This window comes from Dietzia sp. Die43, from assembly GCF_024519835.1.
Lineage (GTDB): Bacteria > Actinomycetota > Actinomycetes > Mycobacteriales > Mycobacteriaceae > Dietzia > Dietzia kunjamensis.
The window spans coordinates 143695-161331 of sequence record NZ_JALJRF010000011.1 but is presented as its reverse complement, the minus strand read 5'-3'; the positions used below and the strand labels follow the sequence as shown (position 1 = coordinate 161331).

Sequence of the window (17637 nt, the reverse complement as noted above, 5' to 3'; positions counted from 1 at the left end):
GGTGGGCCCGCAACAAACCCCACCACAGCGACATCGAAAAAGGCATCCGCGCCCTGCTCCACGAACGCCTCGACGAACTCATCGACCCGCCACCCTTCTGACACCACGAGGGCCGCGCCGGGCATGACCGGCGCGGCCCTCGTCGGGGCCCGGGTGGGGCCACCAGTGGGTCAGACGAAGCGGCGGCTGACCTTCTCGGGCAGGAGCGTCAGCAGCGGGCCGATCGCCTTCCACGGCTTGGCGGGAACCAGCGCGCGGGTGGGCTCGGCGTCGATCGTCTTGACCAGGGCATCGACGCCCTCGTCGAACTCGGTCATCAACGCGGTCTTCACCGACCGGTTGATGTCCGTGCGGATATACCCCGGGAGAATGTCCGTCACCTTGATCCGGCTACCGGCACTGTCGAGCTCGGCGTACAGGCCCTGCGCCAGGGCCGAGACGAACGCCTTGGTCGCGCCGTAGGTGTTCTGCGCCTTCGGCATGCCGCGCAACGAGCTCACGGACGAGATGAACACCAGGTGCCCCTCACCTCGAGTGAAGAGCCGCTCCATCGCCGCCTCTGCCTGGTTCAGCGTGCCCACCACGTTCACCATCGCGGTCTCCCGGTTGGCGTGCGCCTTCCCCGTGCCGATCGAGGCGCCCTTGCCCAACCCGGCGTTGAGTACGAACCGGTCGATGCCGCCGAGCTCGGCGTCCAGCTCGCCGAACACCCGCTCCACGGCGTCGCCGTCAGCCACGTCGAGCTCGCGGACCGCCACCGTGATCGAGGGATTCGCCGCCAGCAGTTCGGCTCGGAGCTCCTCCAGGCGGTCCAGGCGCCGCGCGCACAGCGCGAGGTTCTTCCCCTGCGCGGCCCAGCGGCGGGCCATTCCCTCCCCGAGGCCAGAGCTGGCACCGGTGATCAGAATCGTTTTGCGGTCGGTCACGAGTTCTCCTCCGTTGGCGATGCGCCCAGTGTGGCACGACGCGGCTGGCAGGACGGGCAACGGTAGGCGATGCGATCCAGGGAGTCGCTCGGTTCGTCCGGGTCCGCGCGCCCGCCGAGGCGGAACGTCTCCACCTCGGTCCCGCACCGGCGGCAGGGCTTGCCGTCGCGGCCGTACACCCACAGTTCGCGCCCGCGCCGGGTGTCGCCGGTGGTCACCCGGACTGTGCGGTCGGCGTTGGCCACCAGCATCCGCCGCGCCAGTGTGACCATCGCACGGAGGTCCGGCACGGCCTCGACGGGATCCCGCGGGTCCACCCCGCGCAGGAAACACAGTTCCGCCCGGTAGACGGTCCCGATCCCGGCCAGATTGCGCTGGTCGAGCAACGCCTCGCCGATCGTACGAGTGGGTCGCTCGCTGATGCGCCGCACGACCTCGTCGGTGCTCGTCATCGGGTCCCAGTCCGCGCCGAGGAGATCGGGCCCGAGGTGGCTGACGGCGCGGTCGGCCTCGGCGGGGGTCAGTGCGCGGAGCAGTCCGAGTTCCGTGCCCACCACCTCGACGTCGCCGGCACGCAGGAGCAGCCGGACGGTGTGCGCGGGGAACCGCCACCGGTCCCCCGCACGCAGGACGTGGATGCGGCCCTCCATCTTGAGGTGGATGTGGAGGGTGACGGGGTCACGGCCCTGATCGTCGGGGCCGACGACGACGAAGAGGTGCTTCCCCCGGGACCGGACCGTCACCACCGACCTGCCCGTGAGATCGACGGCAGCGAACCTCGGCACACGGAGCTCACTCCTGTCCAGGGTCCGCCCGACGAGGGCCTCGCGGACCCGCGCCGCAGCCCGGTGCACCGAATCACCCTCGGGCACTGTTCACCACCCCAGTCCGCGGCAACCGACGACCCCGGCGGTCTCGATCTGCACCGTCACGTGCTCGATCCCGTGCTCTTCCAGGAGGACGCGCCGAGCCTCGCCGAGCACCTCTGAGTGATCTGCGACCGAGTCGACCACCAGGTGCACGGTACCCACGTCCATCCCCGAGGTCAGCGTCCACAGGTGCAGGTCATGGACTTCCTTGACGTCACGCAGGGCTCCGAGCTGGGCCTCCACCTCCACCGGATCGACGCCGGCTGGCGCGTGCTGGGCGAGGACCGCGACCACCTGGCGTCCGAGCACCACCGCGCGGACCACGATGAACACGGCGATCGCCACCGCGACCACCAGGTCCCACACCGTCGACCCGGTCGCCCGCATGAGCAGCGCCGCCACGATCACCCCGACGGACCCAGCCGCGTCGGCGAGCACCTCGAGGTACGCGCCGCGCACTGCCAGACTCTCGTCGGACCCGCTGCGCAGCAACAGCAGCGAGATCACGTTGATGACGAGTCCCAACGCGCCGACGACGAGCATCGTCCCGGTGGCGACGGAGGCGTCGGAGCCGAGCCGACCGACGGCCTCGATCAGGACGTACACGCCCGTGCCGAGCATGATGAGCACCGCCAGGCCGGAGGCGAAGATCTCCACGCGGTAGCGACCGAAGGTCCGGCGACCGGAGGCGTCGGGCCGGGTGGCGACCACCGTGGCCAGGAGGGCCGCGCCGAGTGCCACCACGTCGGCGCCCATGTGGCCGGCGTCGGAGAGGAGGGCGAGGGAGCCGGAGACCAGGCCGGCGACCAGTTCGACTCCGAAGAACGCCGCCGTCAGGGCGAACGCGCCCCCGAGGCGCGCCCGGTATCGCCCACCGGCGTGGCCGGAGGGACGACCATGGGAATGGCCCGCACCCATTCGACAACCCCCTTCCAACACATGCACTAATGCGCATATTCTAACTATTCGCCGTGGCCGACTCAAGATGTGGCCGACTCAAGATGCGGACGTTCAGCGGCGGATCCGCAGCCCCTTGGGAGTGATGCCGAAGCCGGCGGCCTCGAACGCCGCGGCATGGGGCGAGGTGTGGACGGGCTCGCCACCGAGGGTGGTGACGGTGAGCGCGCCGACCGCGCCGGACTTCACGGTTCCGGCGAGCGCCGTCGCAGCGGCCGGGACGGCGCCGGCGCGGTCGTCGAGGACCAGGACGGTTCGCCCGCCGCGTTCGACGAACAGCACACACACGCCGTCGACCAGCACCACCAGAGCTCCCGCCTTGCGGCCGGGGCGGTGTCCGGACCCGTTCCCCGTGCCCTCGCCACCCGCGGCCCCGTCACCGGTCGTGCGTGCGGCGGGCCAGGGCAGGGCCGCCCCGTAGGGGTTGGCGGGGTCGGTCGCGGCGAGGACCCGAACGGCGGGCTCGTCCGCACCGGATGGCCAGTGGGCGTCGTCGGCGGTGTCGTCGAAGGTCCGCAGCCGATCGATGGTGTTGCCGGCGGCGAACTGGGCGGCACCGAGGCCGTCGACGAAATACCCGCGCCGACAGCGGCCCGAGTCCTCCATCTGCGCCAGTACCTTGTACACGGCCGCGAACCCGCCGGGGATCTCCTCGGCCTCCACCGCGCCCCGCGTGACCACACCATGACGCAGTAGCAGAGTCTCGGCCCAGGCGTGGGCCCGCAGCGTCGCGTCGGTGACCGGCTCCGGCACCAGCGACCAGCGGCCGGCGAGCAGGGGCGGCGTCCTCGTACCCGCGGCGACGGCGCCGTTCAGTTGGGCCATGGTCGTCCTGCCCAGCCGGGCACGGCGCGGTCGGGCGGAGGACCTGGGCGAACGATGCGCGGTCCCCGACCCCGAGGATCCGCCGCCGGCCAGCACTGCGCGCAGCGGCGCGAAGGTGTCATTGGTGACCGCTCCGTCCCACACCAGATCCCACAGTGCGTCGCGGACCGCGGCCTCGGTGATGGGTGGCACGGGGTCGGTGGGCACGGGGTCTGTAGGCGCGGTGTCGGTGGGCACGGTGTCGGCCGCGTCTTTCACCTTGGCGACGATGTCGCGGAAGAACAGGGCGCCGCCGCGCAGGGAATCGACGACGGCGAGGTGGACCGGCCCCTCCAGCTGCGGTCGATCGAGGGGCAGGGTCGCACCGGCCGAATCCGCCGGGTGCAGGGAGACCCAGCCGTCGCGTGAGCCCGCCCGACCGCGCCCGCTCCAGATGACCTCTCCCCCGGCCAGGAGTTCGTCGAGCATCGTCGGCGAGTAGTCCCGCACCCGGGGCGCCAGGATCAGCGGTTCGAGAGCGGAGGCGGGCAGCGCGAGGCCGTCGAGTTGCTCGATCACGGCGAGAACCCCGTCCACGCCTGACTCGGCGCCTGACTCGGCGCCGGCCGCTGTGCCCGCACCTGCTCCGCTGCCGAGGCTCTGCCAGCCGGGCAGGAAGCGACCCAGCGCGGAGTGCGAGACCGGCTCGATCTGCGAGCGCAGTGCGGCCAGCGAGCGGCGACGGATGTGCCGTAGGACCTCGGCGTCGCACCACTCGGGGCCCGTCGCGCCCGGACGGAACTCGCCGGCCAGCAGCACCCCGGAGGACGTGAGTCGATCGAGAACGCCGCGGGCGACGGCCACCCCGAGCCCGAAACGCTCGGCGACCGCGTCGACGGTGAACGGGCCGTGGGTGCGCGCATAGCGCCGGATGAGCTCACCGAGCGGGTCGGTGACATCGCCGAGGAACGCCGACGGCACCCCGGGCGGCGGCGGGACACCCAGTCCATCGCGGAGCCTGGACACGTCTTCGACGCCGGCCCACCACGTCCGGCCGGAATGCTCGACGGTGACCACGCGCCACGCCTCGGCCAGGGAGGCGAGCCAGGCGGGGGCGGCGTCGGGGTCGGCGGACCGGTCCGCGACCTCCTCCACCGTGAGCGGGCCGAGAAGCCGCAGGAGATCGACCACGGCCTCGGCGTCTCGGGCCGCGCGATCGGGCTCGAGGTGCTGCAGCCGCCGTTCGATCGAGTCCAGGACCTCGATGTCAAGCAGCTCGCGCAACTCGACGCGACCGAGGAGCTGCCCGAGCAGCGACGGGTCGATCGCAAGCGCCGCCGCCCGTTTCTCCGCCAACGGGGAGTCGCCCTCGTAGAGGAATGCCCCGACGTAGTCGAACAGCAGCGACTGCGCGAACGGCGAGGCACTGGGTGTGTCCACCTCGACGATCCGCACGGTCCGCGACTCGATCTCGGTCAGGATCCGCTCGAGCGCGGGGACGTCGTAGACGTCCTGCAGACACTCGCGCACCGCCTCGAGGATCATCGGGAAGTCCGGGTAGCGGCGCGCGACGTCGAGCAACTGCGCCGACTTCTGCCGCTGCTGCCACAACGGCGCCCGCCGGCCGGGGTCGAGCCGAGGGAACAGCAGGGCGCGCGCGGAACACTCACGGAAGCGGGAGGCGAACAGTGCGGACCCGCCCACGTGCCGGGTGACCAGGTCCACCGCCTCCTCGGCCCCGATGGCGAACGTCTCGGCTCCCGGGCGTGCGCCCACCTCGCCGTCGTCGCCCATGTCCGGTACCCGGAGGATGATGCCGTCGTCGGACACCACCGGCACCGCGTCGAATCCGTGCGCGGCGGCGAGCCGGGCGCGCACGGCCTCCGCCCACGGCCAGTGCACCCGCGCCCCGAACGGCGAGTGGAGAACCACCCGCCAGTCGCCGACCTCGTCGCGGAAACGCTCCACGACGAGCGTGGTGTCGCTGGGTACATGACCGGTGGCCTCGCGCTGTTCGGACAGGAAGCGCCGGAGATTGGTGGCGGCGTTGGCGTCGAGGCCGGCGGCGTCCAGCCGGGCGGTGGCCTCCGCGTCCGTGCCGCCCGCGACCTCCCGCAGGAAGCCGCCCAGCGCGCGGCCGAGCTCGGCGGGCCGACCCTGGTCGTCACCGAGCCAGAACGGCAGCCGACCGGTGCCGCCGGGCGCGGGGGTGACCAGCACCCGGTCATGGGTGATCTCCTCGACGCGCCAGCTCGAGGCCCCGAGCGCGAACACGTCACCGACGCGGGACTCGTAGACCATCTCCTCGTCCAGCTCCCCGACACGGGTGGCCTTCTCCCCCACCATGAACACGCCGAACAGTCCGCGGTCCGGGATCGTGCCGCCCGAGGTGACGGCCAGCCGCTGGGCGCCGGGGCGGCCGGTGAGCGTCCCCCCGTCGCGGTCCCAGACCAACCGTGGCCGCAATTCCGCGAAGTCCGCCGACGGGTACTTACCGGCGAGCATGTCGAGCGTGGCCTCGAACGCCGACCGCGGCAGCCCCTGGTACGGGGCCGTGCGCCGGACGGCCGAGAACCACTCCTCCACGTCGATCGGCTCCAGCGCACACGCCGCCACCGTCTGCTGGGCCAGGACGTCGAGAGGGTTGGCGACAACCGACAACTCCTCGATCGCACCGGCGAGCATCCGCTCCACGGTCACCGCGCTGTGGACCAGGTCCGCACGATGCTTGGGGAACACCACCGCCCGGGAGACCTCACCGACCTGGTGACCGGCACGGCCGACGCGCTGCAGCCCCGACGCCACCGACGGCGGTGACTCGACCTGCACCACCAGGTCCACCGACCCCATGTCGATGCCCAACTCGAGGGACGAGGTGGCCACCACCGCCCGGAGCCGGCCCGACTTCAACGCGTCCTCGATGAGCGCCCGGCGCTCCTTGGACACCGACCCGTGGTGCGCCATCGCCAACTCCGGCGGTGCGCCCCGCGTGACCTCCGAGGGCACCATCACCTGCGCTGGCGGTCGGGCCGGGGGCTCGGGCAGGGACCCGGGGTCGGTGTCCTCGGCGTAGATCTCGTTGAGGCGGGCGGTGAGCCGTTCGGCCAGGCGACGGGAGTTGACGAAGACGATCGTCGAGCGGTGCGCGGTGACCAGGTCCACCACCTGCCGCTCGACGTGCGGCCAGATCGACCCCTGCCCCGGCGTGCCCGCTGGTGCGGAGACATCCGGGGCGGCCGAGGACAGGTCGGTCATGTCCTCCACCGGGACCCGCACGGACAGCTCGAAGCTCTTGTCCGACCGCGGCGCCACCACGGTGACCGGGCGCTCACCCGCCAGGAAGCGGGCCACCTCGGAGTGCGGCCGGACCGTCGCCGACAACCCCACCCGCTGCGCGGGCGCGTCGAGCAGCTCGTCCAGACGCTCGAGGCTCAGCGCGAGGTGCGCGCCGCGCTTGCTGCCGGCGACCGCGTGGATCTCGTCGATGATGACCGTGTCCACGTCCGTCAGGGTCTCGCGGGCGGCCGAGGTCAGCAGCAGGAACAATGACTCGGGCGTGGTGACCAGGATGTGCGGAGGCCTGGCCCGCTGGCGGCGTCGCTCGTCCGGCGGGGTGTCACCGGTCCGGATCCCCACGGTCACCTCCGGCGTCTCCGTGCCCAGCGCCGCGGCCTCCCGGGCGATCCCCGCCAGCGGAGCCCGGAGGTTACGCTCGACGTCCACGGCCAGCGCCTTGAGGGGGGAGATGTAGAGGACACGGGTGCCGGGGCCGGACGCGCGGGCACTCCCGGCCGCACTGCCCGGGTCGGGTTCGGCCGGGCCCAGGAGCAGTCCGTCGAGCGCGGCGAGGAACGCCGACAGCGTCTTGCCCGAGCCCGTCGGTGCGACGACCAGGGTGTGGGCGCCCCCGGCGAGGGCCGCCCACGCACCGGACTGCGCGGCGGTGGGCGCGCCGAACGCACCACGGAACCAGGAGGCGGTGGCCGGGTGGAACCGGTCCAGGGCGACGGACATGAACACATGATGTCGTACGGCTACGACACACGCCGAGACACGGACGTGGCTCCGTAGAGTGTGCCCATGCGCGATCTCGACGACCACGACCTGGCTTCCCACCTCGCCACCGGCATCGGGGACATCGTCCGGGGCACCCGCGCGGGCGGCCTGCTGCACGGACGTTCGCTCGCGCGTGTGGCGAACGACGTCGCCGAGGACTGGACCGGCGAGGTACTCGCCGTGCACCGACCGGACGACGGGATCCTCTCGGAGGGGGTCGCCGACGATCGCAGCCGCCTCGCCAAGTCACGGGTGTGGATCATCGACGTGATCGACGGCACCAAGGAGTTCTCCACCGGCCGGTCGGACTGGTCGGTCCACGTCGCGCTCGTCGTCGACGGCCGGCCCACCGTCGCCGCCGTCGGACTCCCCGACGCGGGCCGGGTGTTCCGGTCGGACCAGGTCGATCACGTCGACGGCCCGAGTTCGGGGGCCATGGTGATCAGTCGCAACAACCCGCCCGCCGGGATCCACGGGGCCGCCGACGAGCTCGGGCTGCACGTGCGGCCAATGGGGTCGGCCGGCGCCAAGATGCTCTCCGTCCTGCTCGGCGACGCCGACGTCTACCTTCACGCCGGCGGACAGAACGAATGGGACCAAGCGGCGCCCGTCGGCGTGGCGCTCGCCGCCGGTCTGCACGCCTCCCGGATCGACGGGTCGCCTCTCGAGTTCAACAAGTCCGACACCTACTCCCCGGACATCCTCGTGTGCCGCCCCGATCTCACCGAGAAGGTGCTCGCCGTGACGGCGGGGCACCCGGTCTGGACCGCGTGACCGGACCGCCTGAGTAGACTTGAGCGCCATGACCGTCCCCACCCCGTACGAGGACCTGCTGCGGTTGGTCCTGGAGCAGGGCGCCCCCAAGGCGGACCGCACCGGCACGGGCACGCGGAGCCTGTTCGGCCACCAGCTGCGCTACGACCTGGCGCAGGGGTTTCCGCTGATCACCACCAAGCGCGTGCACTTCAAGTCCGTGGCGTACGAGCTGCTGTGGTTCCTGCGTGGCGACTCCAACGTCGGGTGGTTGCGCGAGAACGGTGTGACGATCTGGGACGAGTGGGCGGACGCCGACGGTGAGCTGGGGCCCGTCTACGGGGTGCAGTGGCGCTCGTGGCCGACCCCCGACGGTGCCCACATCGACCAGATCGCCGCGGCGGTGGAGCTACTGAGGGCCGACCCGGACTCGCGGCGCAACATCGTCTCCGCGTGGAACGTCAGCGAGTTGTCGGAGATGGCCCTGCCGCCCTGCCACCTGCTGTTCCAGTTCTACGTGGCCGACGGCAAGCTCAGCTGTCAGCTGTACCAGCGCAGCGCCGACCTCTTCCTGGGCGTGCCGTTCAACATCGCCTCCTATTCCCTGCTCACCCACATGATTGCGCAGCAGGTGGGTCTCGAAGTGGGTGAGTTCATCTGGACCGGCGGCGACTGTCACATCTACGACAACCACGTCGAGCAGGTCCGCACACAGCTCTCGCGGGAGCCGTACCCCTACCCCGAGCTGCGGCTGAACCGCGCCCCGTCGATCTTCGACTACACCTTCGAGGATTTCGAGGTCGTCGGCTACGAGCACCACCCGGGCATCAAGGCCCCGGTCGCGGTCTGATCCGGCGGACGACTGCGGTGACCGTGCGGATGGTGTGGGCGCAGGCCCGCGGCGGGGTGATCGGTGACGGCCGAGACATGCCGTGGCACATCCCCGAGGACCTCGCGTTCTTCAAGCAGGCCACCGTCGGGCGTCCCGTGGTGATGGGCCGCGCGACGTGGGACTCGATCCCGGAGCGGTTCCGCCCCCTGCCCGGCCGTCGCAACGTCGTGTGCACGCGGGACGCCGACTGGTCGGCCGACGGCGCCGAACGCGCCGGGTCCGTGGAGCGCGCCCTGGAACTCGCAGGCCCGGAGGCCGCGGTGATGGGCGGCGGCCAGATCTACGCCGCGGCGCTGTCCGCCGCGGACGAGTGTCTGGTGACCGAGATCGACGCCGACGCGCCGGGCACCGTGCTGGCGCCCGAACTGGACGACGCCTGGGAACTGGTCGAGGTCGGCGAATGGATCACCGACCCACGGAGTCGGGTCGAGGGGTACGACGACGAGGTGCGGCACCGGCACACCGTGTGGCGTCGCCGGAGAATCTCCTAGAACCACTTCCAGGTCTTGGGGATCTTCTCCCCCGCGGCGAGGATCTTGATCTTCGCGCCCGCCATGAACCCGTTGATCTCGATGTCCAGGTGGGGACCGCCGTAGACGTCGTAGCGCCCCTCGTCGATCCTCAGCTCGCTCATGGTCCGGTTGCCGGTGATCGACACCGAGACCCCGGGCGGGAGAAGGATCTTGGCGTTGGCGCCCCACAGATCCAGTTGGAGGTGGGTGCGCGGGCGGTCGACGACGGCCTCTCGGGCGTCGAGGTAGATCTCACCCAGCCACGACGTCAGTCGGTAGTCGTCCGGCAGCATCCAGCGGCCCTCGCGCTTGAGGGTGTCGAAGACGGAGGTCCTCTTCTGGCTCTCGTCCACGGTGATCGCACTGCCGGGACGGGTGGCCGGCGGCGCGGAATGCACCGGGCCGACCGGCGCCGGTCGGGCGTGCTGTGCCGGGCCGGGCCGGTCGGCGGGGAGACCGCTCAGCGCCACCTCGAGTTCCGCGGGGCAGGTCGCGGCCCAGATCTTGGCCGCTCGGTCCGAGAACTCGGCGAGCGACAACTCACCTCGCCCCACCATCGCCTCGAGGCGCCGCTGGGCCAGGGTCCGTGGGTCGTTGTCCTGCTCCGGGTTCATGCCCCCAGGTTACTCAGCGCGTGAGGTCCTTCATCATCGAGCGCATGTCGGTGGTCAGTTCGTCGGCGAGGTCCTGCAGGCCACCGGAGATGACCTGCGAGAGGAGATCCGGGTTCTGGGCCTCGATCACGCAGCCGCCGCCGGACTCGCGGATCACCACATTGCACGGGATCATCAGGGCGACGTCCTTGCTCACGTCGAACGCCTTCCCCGCGAACCCGGGATTGCAGGCGCCGAGGATGAGGACACGCTCGATGTCCTTGTCGATCTTGTTCTTCAGGGTGGCCGTGAGGTCGATCTCGTGGAGGATCCCGAACCCGCGGTCGGCGAGCGCAGCACGGGTCGCCTCCACCGCCTCGTCGAACTCCATCTCGGTGAACGTGCCGATTCCGATGTCCATGTCGACTACCTCCGGTGTCGTCGGTGCTGGTCTTGTCGGTTCTGGTCTCCGGTGTCGTCCCCCAGCCTGCCACGGCGCCGGGCGGTGGTCAGGCGAGCGAGAGGAACAGCTTCTCGAGCTCGGGCAGGTCCACCCCGTCCGCGCCGGGTTCGCCGTCGCGGGTGATGCACTCCTGGATGTTCTCGCTGATGATCTTGAACCCCGCACGGTCCAGCGCCTTGGACACCGCCGCGAGTTGGGTGACGATCTCCTTGCACGAGCGTTCCTGCTCGACCATGTCGATCACCGCGTTGAGCTGGCCGCGCGCGCGGCGCAACCTGTTGAGGACCTGCTGCCTGGGCTCGGACACAGCTTTTGCGGACACTGCTTTGTCGGACACTGCTTTGTCGGACACTGCCCGCTCGGTTTCTGACATCGTCGTGCCTCTCGTGGGTCACTGATGGTCTCGGACGGTGAAGGTGGACTGACGCGAGACCCCCGTGGGTCCACCGGATGACTCCAGTGTACCCGCGGGGGTATATTTCCGCGAGTGCCGGTTACTGTCGGCCCAGCTGACGGTCAGTCGTCGTGGACGATGATCCCGCGGACCATGCCCTCGCCGCCGCGCTCCATGATCTCGTAGCCCTCGTTGACCTGGTCGAGGGTGAAGCGGTGCGTGATGAGCTCGTCCAGCTTGAGCTGCTTCTCGTCCCACAGACGCAGGATGTTGGGGATGTCGTGGAAGGCGTTGGCGGAGCCGAAGAGCGAGCCCTTGATGACCTTCTCGTACTGCGAGACGAACAGGCCGGGCAGGGAGATCGACTGGTTGTCGAGGCCGCCCATCGAGGTGAGCACGACGACGCCGCGCTTACCGACCATGTCGGTCGCGTCGGCGGTGACCTTCGCGTCGGCCACGCCGATGGTGATGATGGCCTTCTCCGCCATCGTGCCCCAGGTCAGGCCCGGCAGCTCGGCCTTGGCCTCGTCGACGTCCGTGTAGACGTGGGTCGCGCCGAACTCCTTGGCCTTGGCCAGCTTCGACTCGTCGGTGTCGATGGCGAGGATGAACCGGGCGCCCGCGTGCTTGGCGCCCTGGATGGCGTTGATGCCGATGCCACCGATGCCGAACACTACGACGGTGTCGCCGGCCCGGACGTCGGCGGAGTAGACGGCGGAACCCCAGCCGGTGGTGACGCCACAACCCACCAGGGCCGCGACCTCGAAGGGTATCCAGTCCTGGACCTTGACCACCGAGTTCATGTTGGCCACGGTGTACTGCGAGAACGTACCCAGGGTGCACATGGCACCGGCGGTCTCGCCGTTGTCCAGTGCGAACGGGTAGCGGCCGTCGGCCATCTCACCGATGGTGCCGTTGAGGCCACCGTCGCAGAGGTTGGTCATCCCGCGCGCGCAGGCCGAACACTTGCCACAGGCAGGGATGAACGACCCCACCACGTGGTCGCCGGGCTGAACGTGGGTGACGCCGTCACCGACCGCCTCGACGACGCCCGCACCCTCGTGACCGCCGACGATCGGCAGGCGACCCGGCAGGTCGCCGCTGGTGATGTGCAGGTCCGAGTGGCAGAGGCCGGCGACCTTCCACTTGACGAGCACCTCGCCGAAGTTGGGTCCGTCGAGCTCGGCCTCGACGATCTCGAACGGCTTGCCGAGCTCTCGGACGATGGCGGCCTTGGTCTTCATTGAACTCCCTCCGGGCGCGACGGGGCGAAGCCCGTCACTGGAACGTGTTCTAGCAACGTTAGCCCCATAGGTGAACCCTGTGGGGTGGTTACCGGAACGTGTTCCGGCGGGACCCCGCCGCCGCCGTCGTCCCGTCAGGAGAGTGGATCGACCCGCCGATCAGGGCTGCGCGTCACCCTGCTGCGCCTGCGCCTCCTCGACGGCCTTGCGGACCTCGTCCATGTCGAGCCCCTTGATCTGCTCGACCAGGTCGTCCAGAGCCTGCTCCGGGATGGCACCCGAGTGGCGGAACACCGCGATGCCCTCGCGGAACGCCATAAGCGTCGGGATGGACTGGATCTGCAGCATCGCTCCGAGCTGCTGCTCGGCGTCGGTATCCACCTTGGCGAAGGTCAGCTCGGGGTTCTTGCCCGAGACCTTCTCGTAGACCGGACCGAACGCCTTGCACGGGCCACACCACTCGGCCCAGAAGTCCACCAGGACGATGTCGTTCTCGGTGACGGTCTTCTCGAACTCGGCGGTCGTGATGTCGACGGTGCTCATACGAATGCCCTCCTAGCGCGGACGGGGCGGCTCTCGTCCCGTCTCGTTACGCCGCCAGCCTACGGACAGCCCGCGCCGGCGACGACCTTCCGCGACAATCCATACCTCTGGGGGTATGAATGCCGCGCGTAGTCAGTGACAACGTCGCCGGAGGCGGGTTATTCCCAGCTCCCCCCTGGCCTCACGCCTCCCGGGACGTCTCCCGGCGGGGCGGCGAGTCGAGGACCTCGGCGAGGAACTTCTCGAGCTGGTCGAGGAAGACCGCGTTGTCGTCGCCCGCGACCATGTGCCCGGCGTCGGGCACCTCCATCGTGTACGCGTGCGGGAGCAGCCCCCGCAGGTGCCGCACCGACTCGTCACTGACGATGTCCGACGCCGAGCCCCGGATGAGCAGGGTCGGTTGCGTGATGTGCGGGACGAGCTCCTCGAAAAAGGCGTTGCCGAGTTCCGCGTTGTCGGCCGAGGCGCAACCGGCGAAGCGGGGGTCCCAGTGCCAGTGCCACCGTCCGTCCTCGCGCAGCCGGAGGTTCTTGCGCAGGCCCTCGGGATTAGGCGGTCGCTTGCGCTGCGGCTGGTAGGCGGCGATCGCGTCGGCGGCCTCCTCGAGACTGGCGAACCCGTTAAACCCGGAGCGCATGAACTCCCCGACCCGCTCGACACCCTTTGCCTCAAGCTTCGGGGTGACGTCCACCAGGACGAGCGCACGGGCGACGTCCTTGCCGGTGCCCAGCGAGAGCATCGCGGTCATCCCGCCGAGGGACGCGCCGACGATCACCGGACGCCGGGAGGGGAACCGCTCGGCGACGATCGCCTCGAGGTCCGCGGCCAGCCGGTGGATGTCGTAGTCACCCTCCGGATCCCAGTCGCTGTCCCCGTGACCACGGGCGTCCATCGCGGTGACCCTGTACCCCTCCCCCGACAGCCGGCGGGCGGCGCGGCTCCACGCGTGGCGGGTCTGGGCACCCCCGTGCAGCATGAGGATCTCCTCGACCGGGTCGAGCGAGTCGCCCGCCGGATCCACCGGATCCCACACCTCGCCGACCAGCGTGACACCGCCGTCGCGTTCCACCGTGAACTGCCGCGGTTCGCAGATCGTCTCGGTACTCGACATGTACGGGCCTCCCGGGATGCCGCCCACCCCATCGGTGGAACGTGTTCTCGTGCCGTTCTACCACGCCCGCTCGGCGATCACCCGCGTAGCGAGGTCCTCGGCCACCGCGAGGACCGTGTAGTAGGGGCCGCACCGCGGCAGCGAGGGCAGCGCCGACGCATCGGCGACCCGCAGTCCCGGCACCCCCAGGACACGTCCGGAGTCGTCGAGCACCTCCCCGATCCGCGCGGTGCCGGACAGGTGCTGCGAGGTCGAGACCGTGACGTCCCCGTCCAGGCCCATCCGCTCCGCCACCCTCGCGGCGGCCTCGGCGAGGACGGCCGCGTCGTGCGGATCGTCGGCCAGGTGCACGGTCCCGTCGTCACCGATCCGGCCACGACCGACCGGGGTCATCAGGGCGACCCCGATCCGGCGCGGCGCCGGCACCAGGCCGGGGATGACGTGGTGCAGGGGGACGGCATAGGGACGGATCTCGACCTCGGCCGCCGCGGACAGCTGCAGCCGGACGACATGGGAGAGCAGGGGTGGCAGCCCCCCGGGCGCGTCCGGGCCGGGACGCGGGTACGGGTCCCGGCCCGACAGGACGTCCGCGGGAAGGTCCAACAGCAGCTCCGGATGCTCCTGCACCCCGTGGCCCACCGGGTGTCCAGTGGACGGTCCGATCCCGGACCCCATCAGCAGGGCGGCCGTCCCGATCGCCCCCGCACACAGCACCACCTGTCCGGCACCGATCTCCTCGTCGTCGTCGAGCACCACGCCGTCACACCGTCCGGCGACGCGCCCGCCCTCCCACCGGAGCGACCGGACCTGCGCCCCGGTGCGCACCCGGGCCCCCGCGCCGGACGGGTCCCAGGCGTCGAACGCGGTGACGCGCCGCGGGCCCCGGCGCGCCTGACCGATCGCGGACACGCGGCCGGGGAACGCGGCGGCCACCTGCGCGGCGACCGGCCCCATCGGCGCCAGGCCGGGTCGGAGGCGCTCGGCGGCCCGGGCCAGTCCCACCGCGTACCGCCGCGGCCAGTCCGGACCCCACTCCGCGAGGTCCGCCGGCCGGGCCGGGGTGCAGTACCCGCCGTTGACCGCTCCGGACCCGCCGAGGGTGCGGCCGCGGGGCAGGTCGAGTCTCGCCTCGCCGAGTGTGGCGCGATGACGGGCGACGACCTGCGACCCCGGACCCACGTCGAGCAGGCCCGCGCGCGGCGAGGCGCTCGCGGTGCCGGACTCCACCAGGAGGACGTCGGCACCGGCCTCGGCGAGGCGGCGGCCCATCACGCAGCCGGCCGGGCCCGCGCCGACCACCACCACGTCGGCCCTCGCGGCACGGGATCCCTCTCCGCCGCTCACCGCGTGACGTCCGGTCGCAGTGCGTCGAGCGAGCGCGCGGCCCACGCCGAGCGCCACACACCGACCCCGTAGGCCAGGTCGTCGAGACGGTGGAGAAGGACGTGCCCGAGGGGTTCGTCGATCGGCAGCCGTCCGGGTTCCCGGGCGGTCCACCAGTGCCACAGACCCTCGGCCACCGCCGCGGCGAGGAGACGCTGGCGCAGGCCGCGAGCCGCGTGGGAACGGGACCGGGCGGTGGCGGCGAGCGCGGCCGCCGTGACCGGCCAATACGGGCGTAGTAGTGCCTGCGGTAGCTGACGGACCGACGCCCCGGCTCCCCGGGTAACCAACCCGGCGGCCGCGCGACCGTCCCCGGTGAGGCCGCGGGTCCGCCACCATGCTCTCCCGATCGCACCGGCCGCGACCAGCGAACCCACCGGCGTGGCGCTCCACACCCCGATCGCCACGGCGAGGGACCACGGCGCGGCCACCGCGGGCGCTACGGCGGCCCCGTGGCGGTCGGCGAGCGGTGCCGCTCCACGTCCGTAGAACGCGCGCCGCGCCAACACCGCGCCGAGCGAGGTGCGATGCCGGTGGGCCACGCGGGCGGCCGGCTCGTAGCGGAGATGGATTCCCGCGGCATCGGTGCGCCAGCACAGGTCCACGTCCTCGGCGACGCGCATGCGTTCGTCGAACGGGCCGATTCCCCCGCCCTCGGGAGGGGGCGGCAACCGGTCGGGTCGCACCGCGAGCGCCGCGCTGGGGACGTACGCCACCCGTGTGCGGGGTCGGACCCTCGCCGGCTCGGGCCCCATGTCCAACGCGGAGCGGGCCGTCTCGTACCCGCGTACCCAGAACCGCCCCGGTTCGGCGGCCACGATGCGGGGCGCGACCGCGGCGACCCGGGGGTCGTCGAGGCGGGCGAGCAGGACGTCGAGCCACCCGGGCAGCGGGATCACATCGGCGTCGAGGTAGACCACCACCTGCGCCCCGGCCCCGACGGCCGCGGCGGTGCCCGCGTTGCGGGCGGCGGCGGGTCCCCTCGACTCATCGTGGCGCAGGACCGTGGTGGCGGCCGGGGTGACGGAGGTGGTCAGGGAGGCGGAGGTGGTCAGAGAGTCGGAGGTGGTCAGGGGCGGCGTGGAGCCGTCGTCGACGACGACGAGGTGCAGTCCGCGGGCGAGTTCCGGCTCGAGCGCCTTCGAGAGCGCGGCGACCCCGGCGGCGTCGTCACGGACGGGGACCACCACCGCGACGGCCGCCAGCGGACGGGTGCCCGTCGCGGTGCCGGCGGGGTGGGCCATCCCCCGGTCGGTGAGGGCACGCGCGAGGGCCGCACCCGCGGGAGTGTCGGTGGCGACCGTCTCGCCGCCGTCCAGGAGAGCCGACACGGCCGGCGACGGCGTGATCAGGGTGACCGGGTCGCCACCCAGCACCCGCACGACGTCGCCACGGCGCAACACCCGGGTGCGACGATCGAGCAGAACGTGGGGGACCTCGCTCATCGCAGCATCCCGTCCTCCCCCGGCCGCCAGCGTCCGAGGCGGCCGCGGGCGTCGTCGAGCAGCGCCTCCCACAGGCGCCTTCCCTCGTCGGCGGAGGCGGTGGTGGGGTCGCCCAGCACCCCGTTCGGGCTCACCGCCGCGACGCCACCCTCGCGGAGGGCGGGCAGGATCCGCGGCAACGGTTCGACACAGCCGGGCGCGGCGAGGTCGACCCGGACGAGGTCGGGGTGCAGATGCAGCAGGAGCGAGGTCTCGGCGTGACCGGCGTGGGTGTCCGTGGGGTCCTCGCTGGTGCGGCAGGGCAGCCAGGCGGCGTCGCGGCCCTCGTAGCGGAGTCGGGGTACCGCGCGGCGCAGTGCGTCGATGTTGCCGCCGTGCCCGTTGACCACGACGAGCCGGTCCGCCCAGGCGCTCACCGACCGGCCGAGCTCGATGATCGTCCCGGCGAGGGCCTCGGTGCCGATCGACACGGTCCAGTCGAACGCCTGGTGCTCCCCGCTCGCACCGTAGGCGAGGGCGGGGAGCACACGGACGTCACCGGGGGCGAGGGCGCGGGCGGTCGCGGTGGCCAGGAGGGTGTCCGTCTCCGGCGGCAGGTGCGGGCCGTGCTGCTCGGTCGCCCCGAGAGGCAGCACCGCCAGCACTCCCGCACCGGCCCGGCCGGTCGCGCCGATCGCGCCCGTCACGTCGGG

General features: G+C 71.8%; 16 protein-coding genes. 3 read left to right on the top strand and 13 right to left on the bottom strand.

Translation table 11 applies throughout. The annotated features are described in order from the left end of the window. Window positions 1–170: 170 nt before the first annotated feature. From NR111_RS11300 to NR111_RS11285, 4 genes are all read right to left on the bottom strand, one after another. Window positions 171–926, bottom strand: coding sequence for an SDR family oxidoreductase (locus NR111_RS11300; RefSeq protein ID WP_132061553.1), 756 nt, complete (start codon window positions 924–926; stop codon window positions 171–173). After that, complete coding sequence (locus NR111_RS11295) at window positions 923–1798, bottom strand: DNA-formamidopyrimidine glycosylase family protein (RefSeq protein ID WP_256820808.1); 876 nt, start codon at window positions 1796–1798, stop codon at window positions 923–925. Before NR111_RS11295 ends, NR111_RS11300 begins: the two co-directional genes overlap by 4 nt. A 3-nt stretch (window positions 1799–1801) precedes the next feature. Then, window positions 1802–2713 carry a cation diffusion facilitator family transporter gene (locus NR111_RS11290; protein WP_256820807.1) on the bottom strand — a complete coding sequence of 304 codons (912 nt, stop codon included), beginning with the start codon at window positions 2711–2713 and terminating at the stop codon, window positions 1802–1804. A gap of 93 nt (window positions 2714–2806) precedes the next feature. Beyond that, window positions 2807–7570: an ATP-dependent helicase gene (locus tag NR111_RS11285; protein WP_256820806.1), complete on the bottom strand. Its 4764-nt coding sequence runs from the start codon at window positions 7568–7570 to the stop codon at window positions 2807–2809. 66 nt (window positions 7571–7636) lie between these two features. Here NR111_RS11285 and NR111_RS11280 point away from each other — a divergent pair, with 66 nt between their 5' ends. Genes NR111_RS11280 through NR111_RS11270 form a run of 3 tightly spaced genes read left to right on the top strand, consistent with a single transcriptional unit; the run spans window position 7637 to window position 9748 of the window. Next, on the top strand, window positions 7637–8386 hold the full coding sequence (locus tag NR111_RS11280) for a 3'(2'),5'-bisphosphate nucleotidase CysQ (RefSeq protein WP_007631142.1): 750 nt from the start codon (window positions 7637–7639) through the stop codon (window positions 8384–8386). 28 nt (window positions 8387–8414) lie between these two features. Then, window positions 8415–9215: a thymidylate synthase gene (locus NR111_RS11275; RefSeq protein ID WP_095717555.1), complete on the top strand. Its 801-nt coding sequence runs from the start codon at window positions 8415–8417 to the stop codon at window positions 9213–9215. A 17-nt stretch (window positions 9216–9232) separates the two neighbouring features. After that, complete coding sequence (locus tag NR111_RS11270) at window positions 9233–9748, top strand: dihydrofolate reductase (protein WP_308202016.1); 516 nt, start codon at window positions 9233–9235, stop codon at window positions 9746–9748. Here the strand turns inward: NR111_RS11270 and NR111_RS11265 are convergent. The 9 genes from NR111_RS11265 to mftE form a co-directional block, all read right to left on the bottom strand. Continuing rightward, complete coding sequence (locus tag NR111_RS11265; protein ID WP_007631134.1) at window positions 9745–10383, bottom strand: DUF1707 domain-containing protein; 639 nt, start codon at window positions 10381–10383, stop codon at window positions 9745–9747. The two genes, NR111_RS11270 and NR111_RS11265, sit on opposite strands and share 4 nt — an antisense overlap. A 13-nt stretch (window positions 10384–10396) precedes the next feature. After that, window positions 10397–10783, bottom strand: a complete 387-nt coding sequence (locus NR111_RS11260) for a DUF302 domain-containing protein (protein WP_007631133.1) — start codon at window positions 10781–10783, stop codon at window positions 10397–10399. A gap of 88 nt (window positions 10784–10871) precedes the next feature. After that, on the bottom strand, window positions 10872–11198 hold the full coding sequence (locus NR111_RS11255; RefSeq protein ID WP_235027768.1) for a metal-sensitive transcriptional regulator: 327 nt from the start codon (window positions 11196–11198) through the stop codon (window positions 10872–10874). Window positions 11199–11341: 143 nt separating this feature from the next. Next, entirely contained in the window at window positions 11342–12463 is a 1122-nt protein-coding gene (locus NR111_RS11250) for an NDMA-dependent alcohol dehydrogenase (RefSeq protein WP_007631130.1), read from the bottom strand. Window positions 12464–12622: 159 nt separating this feature from the next. Continuing rightward, window positions 12623–13006 (bottom strand): thioredoxin, encoded by a 384-nt coding sequence (gene trxA, locus NR111_RS11245; protein ID WP_007631129.1) that lies wholly within the window; start codon window positions 13004–13006, stop codon window positions 12623–12625. 181 nt (window positions 13007–13187) lie between these two features. Continuing rightward, window positions 13188–14117, bottom strand: a complete 930-nt coding sequence (locus NR111_RS11240) for an alpha/beta fold hydrolase (protein ID WP_050797185.1) — start codon at window positions 14115–14117, stop codon at window positions 13188–13190. Window positions 14118–14174: 57 nt separating this feature from the next. Beyond that, window positions 14175–15461, bottom strand: coding sequence for a mycofactocin system GMC family oxidoreductase MftG (gene mftG / locus NR111_RS11235; protein WP_245847280.1), 1287 nt, complete (start codon window positions 15459–15461; stop codon window positions 14175–14177). After that, a complete protein-coding gene (mftF, locus tag NR111_RS11230) occupies window positions 15458–16945 on the bottom strand; it encodes a mycofactocin biosynthesis glycosyltransferase MftF (protein WP_256820805.1) in 1488 nt (495 codons plus the stop codon). Before mftF ends, mftG begins: the two co-directional genes overlap by 4 nt. Further along, entirely contained in the window at window positions 16942–17631 is a 690-nt protein-coding gene (mftE, locus tag NR111_RS11225) for a mycofactocin biosynthesis peptidyl-dipeptidase MftE (protein ID WP_256820804.1), read from the bottom strand. Before mftE ends, mftF begins: the two co-directional genes overlap by 4 nt. Window positions 17632–17637: the final 6 nt, after the last annotated feature.

Coding starts and splice junctions, on each gene's coding strand:
- NR111_RS11290 (WP_256820807.1), bottom strand. CDS start 2,713: ATGGGTGCGGGCCATTCCCATGGTCGTCCCTCCGGCCACGCCGGTGGG.
- NR111_RS11285 (WP_256820806.1), bottom strand. CDS start 7,570: ATGTCCGTCGCCCTGGACCGGTTCCACCCGGCCACCGCCTCCTGGTTC.
- NR111_RS11280 (WP_007631142.1), top strand. CDS start 7,637: ATGCGCGATCTCGACGACCACGACCTGGCTTCCCACCTCGCCACCGGC.
- NR111_RS11275 (WP_095717555.1), top strand. CDS start 8,415: ATGACCGTCCCCACCCCGTACGAGGACCTGCTGCGGTTGGTCCTGGAG.
- NR111_RS11265 (WP_007631134.1), bottom strand. CDS start 10,383: ATGAACCCGGAGCAGGACAACGACCCACGGACCCTGGCCCAGCGGCGC.
- NR111_RS11260 (WP_007631133.1), bottom strand. CDS start 10,783: ATGGACATCGGAATCGGCACGTTCACCGAGATGGAGTTCGACGAGGCG.
- NR111_RS11255 (WP_235027768.1), bottom strand. CDS start 11,198: ATGTCAGAAACCGAGCGGGCAGTGTCCGACAAAGCAGTGTCCGACAAA.
- NR111_RS11250 (WP_007631130.1), bottom strand. CDS start 12,463: ATGAAGACCAAGGCCGCCATCGTCCGAGAGCTCGGCAAGCCGTTCGAG.
- trxA (WP_007631129.1), bottom strand. CDS start 13,006: ATGAGCACCGTCGACATCACGACCGCCGAGTTCGAGAAGACCGTCACC.
- NR111_RS11240 (WP_050797185.1), bottom strand. CDS start 14,117: ATGTCGAGTACCGAGACGATCTGCGAACCGCGGCAGTTCACGGTGGAA.
- mftF (WP_256820805.1), bottom strand. CDS start 16,945: ATGAGCGAGGTCCCCCACGTTCTGCTCGATCGTCGCACCCGGGTGTTG.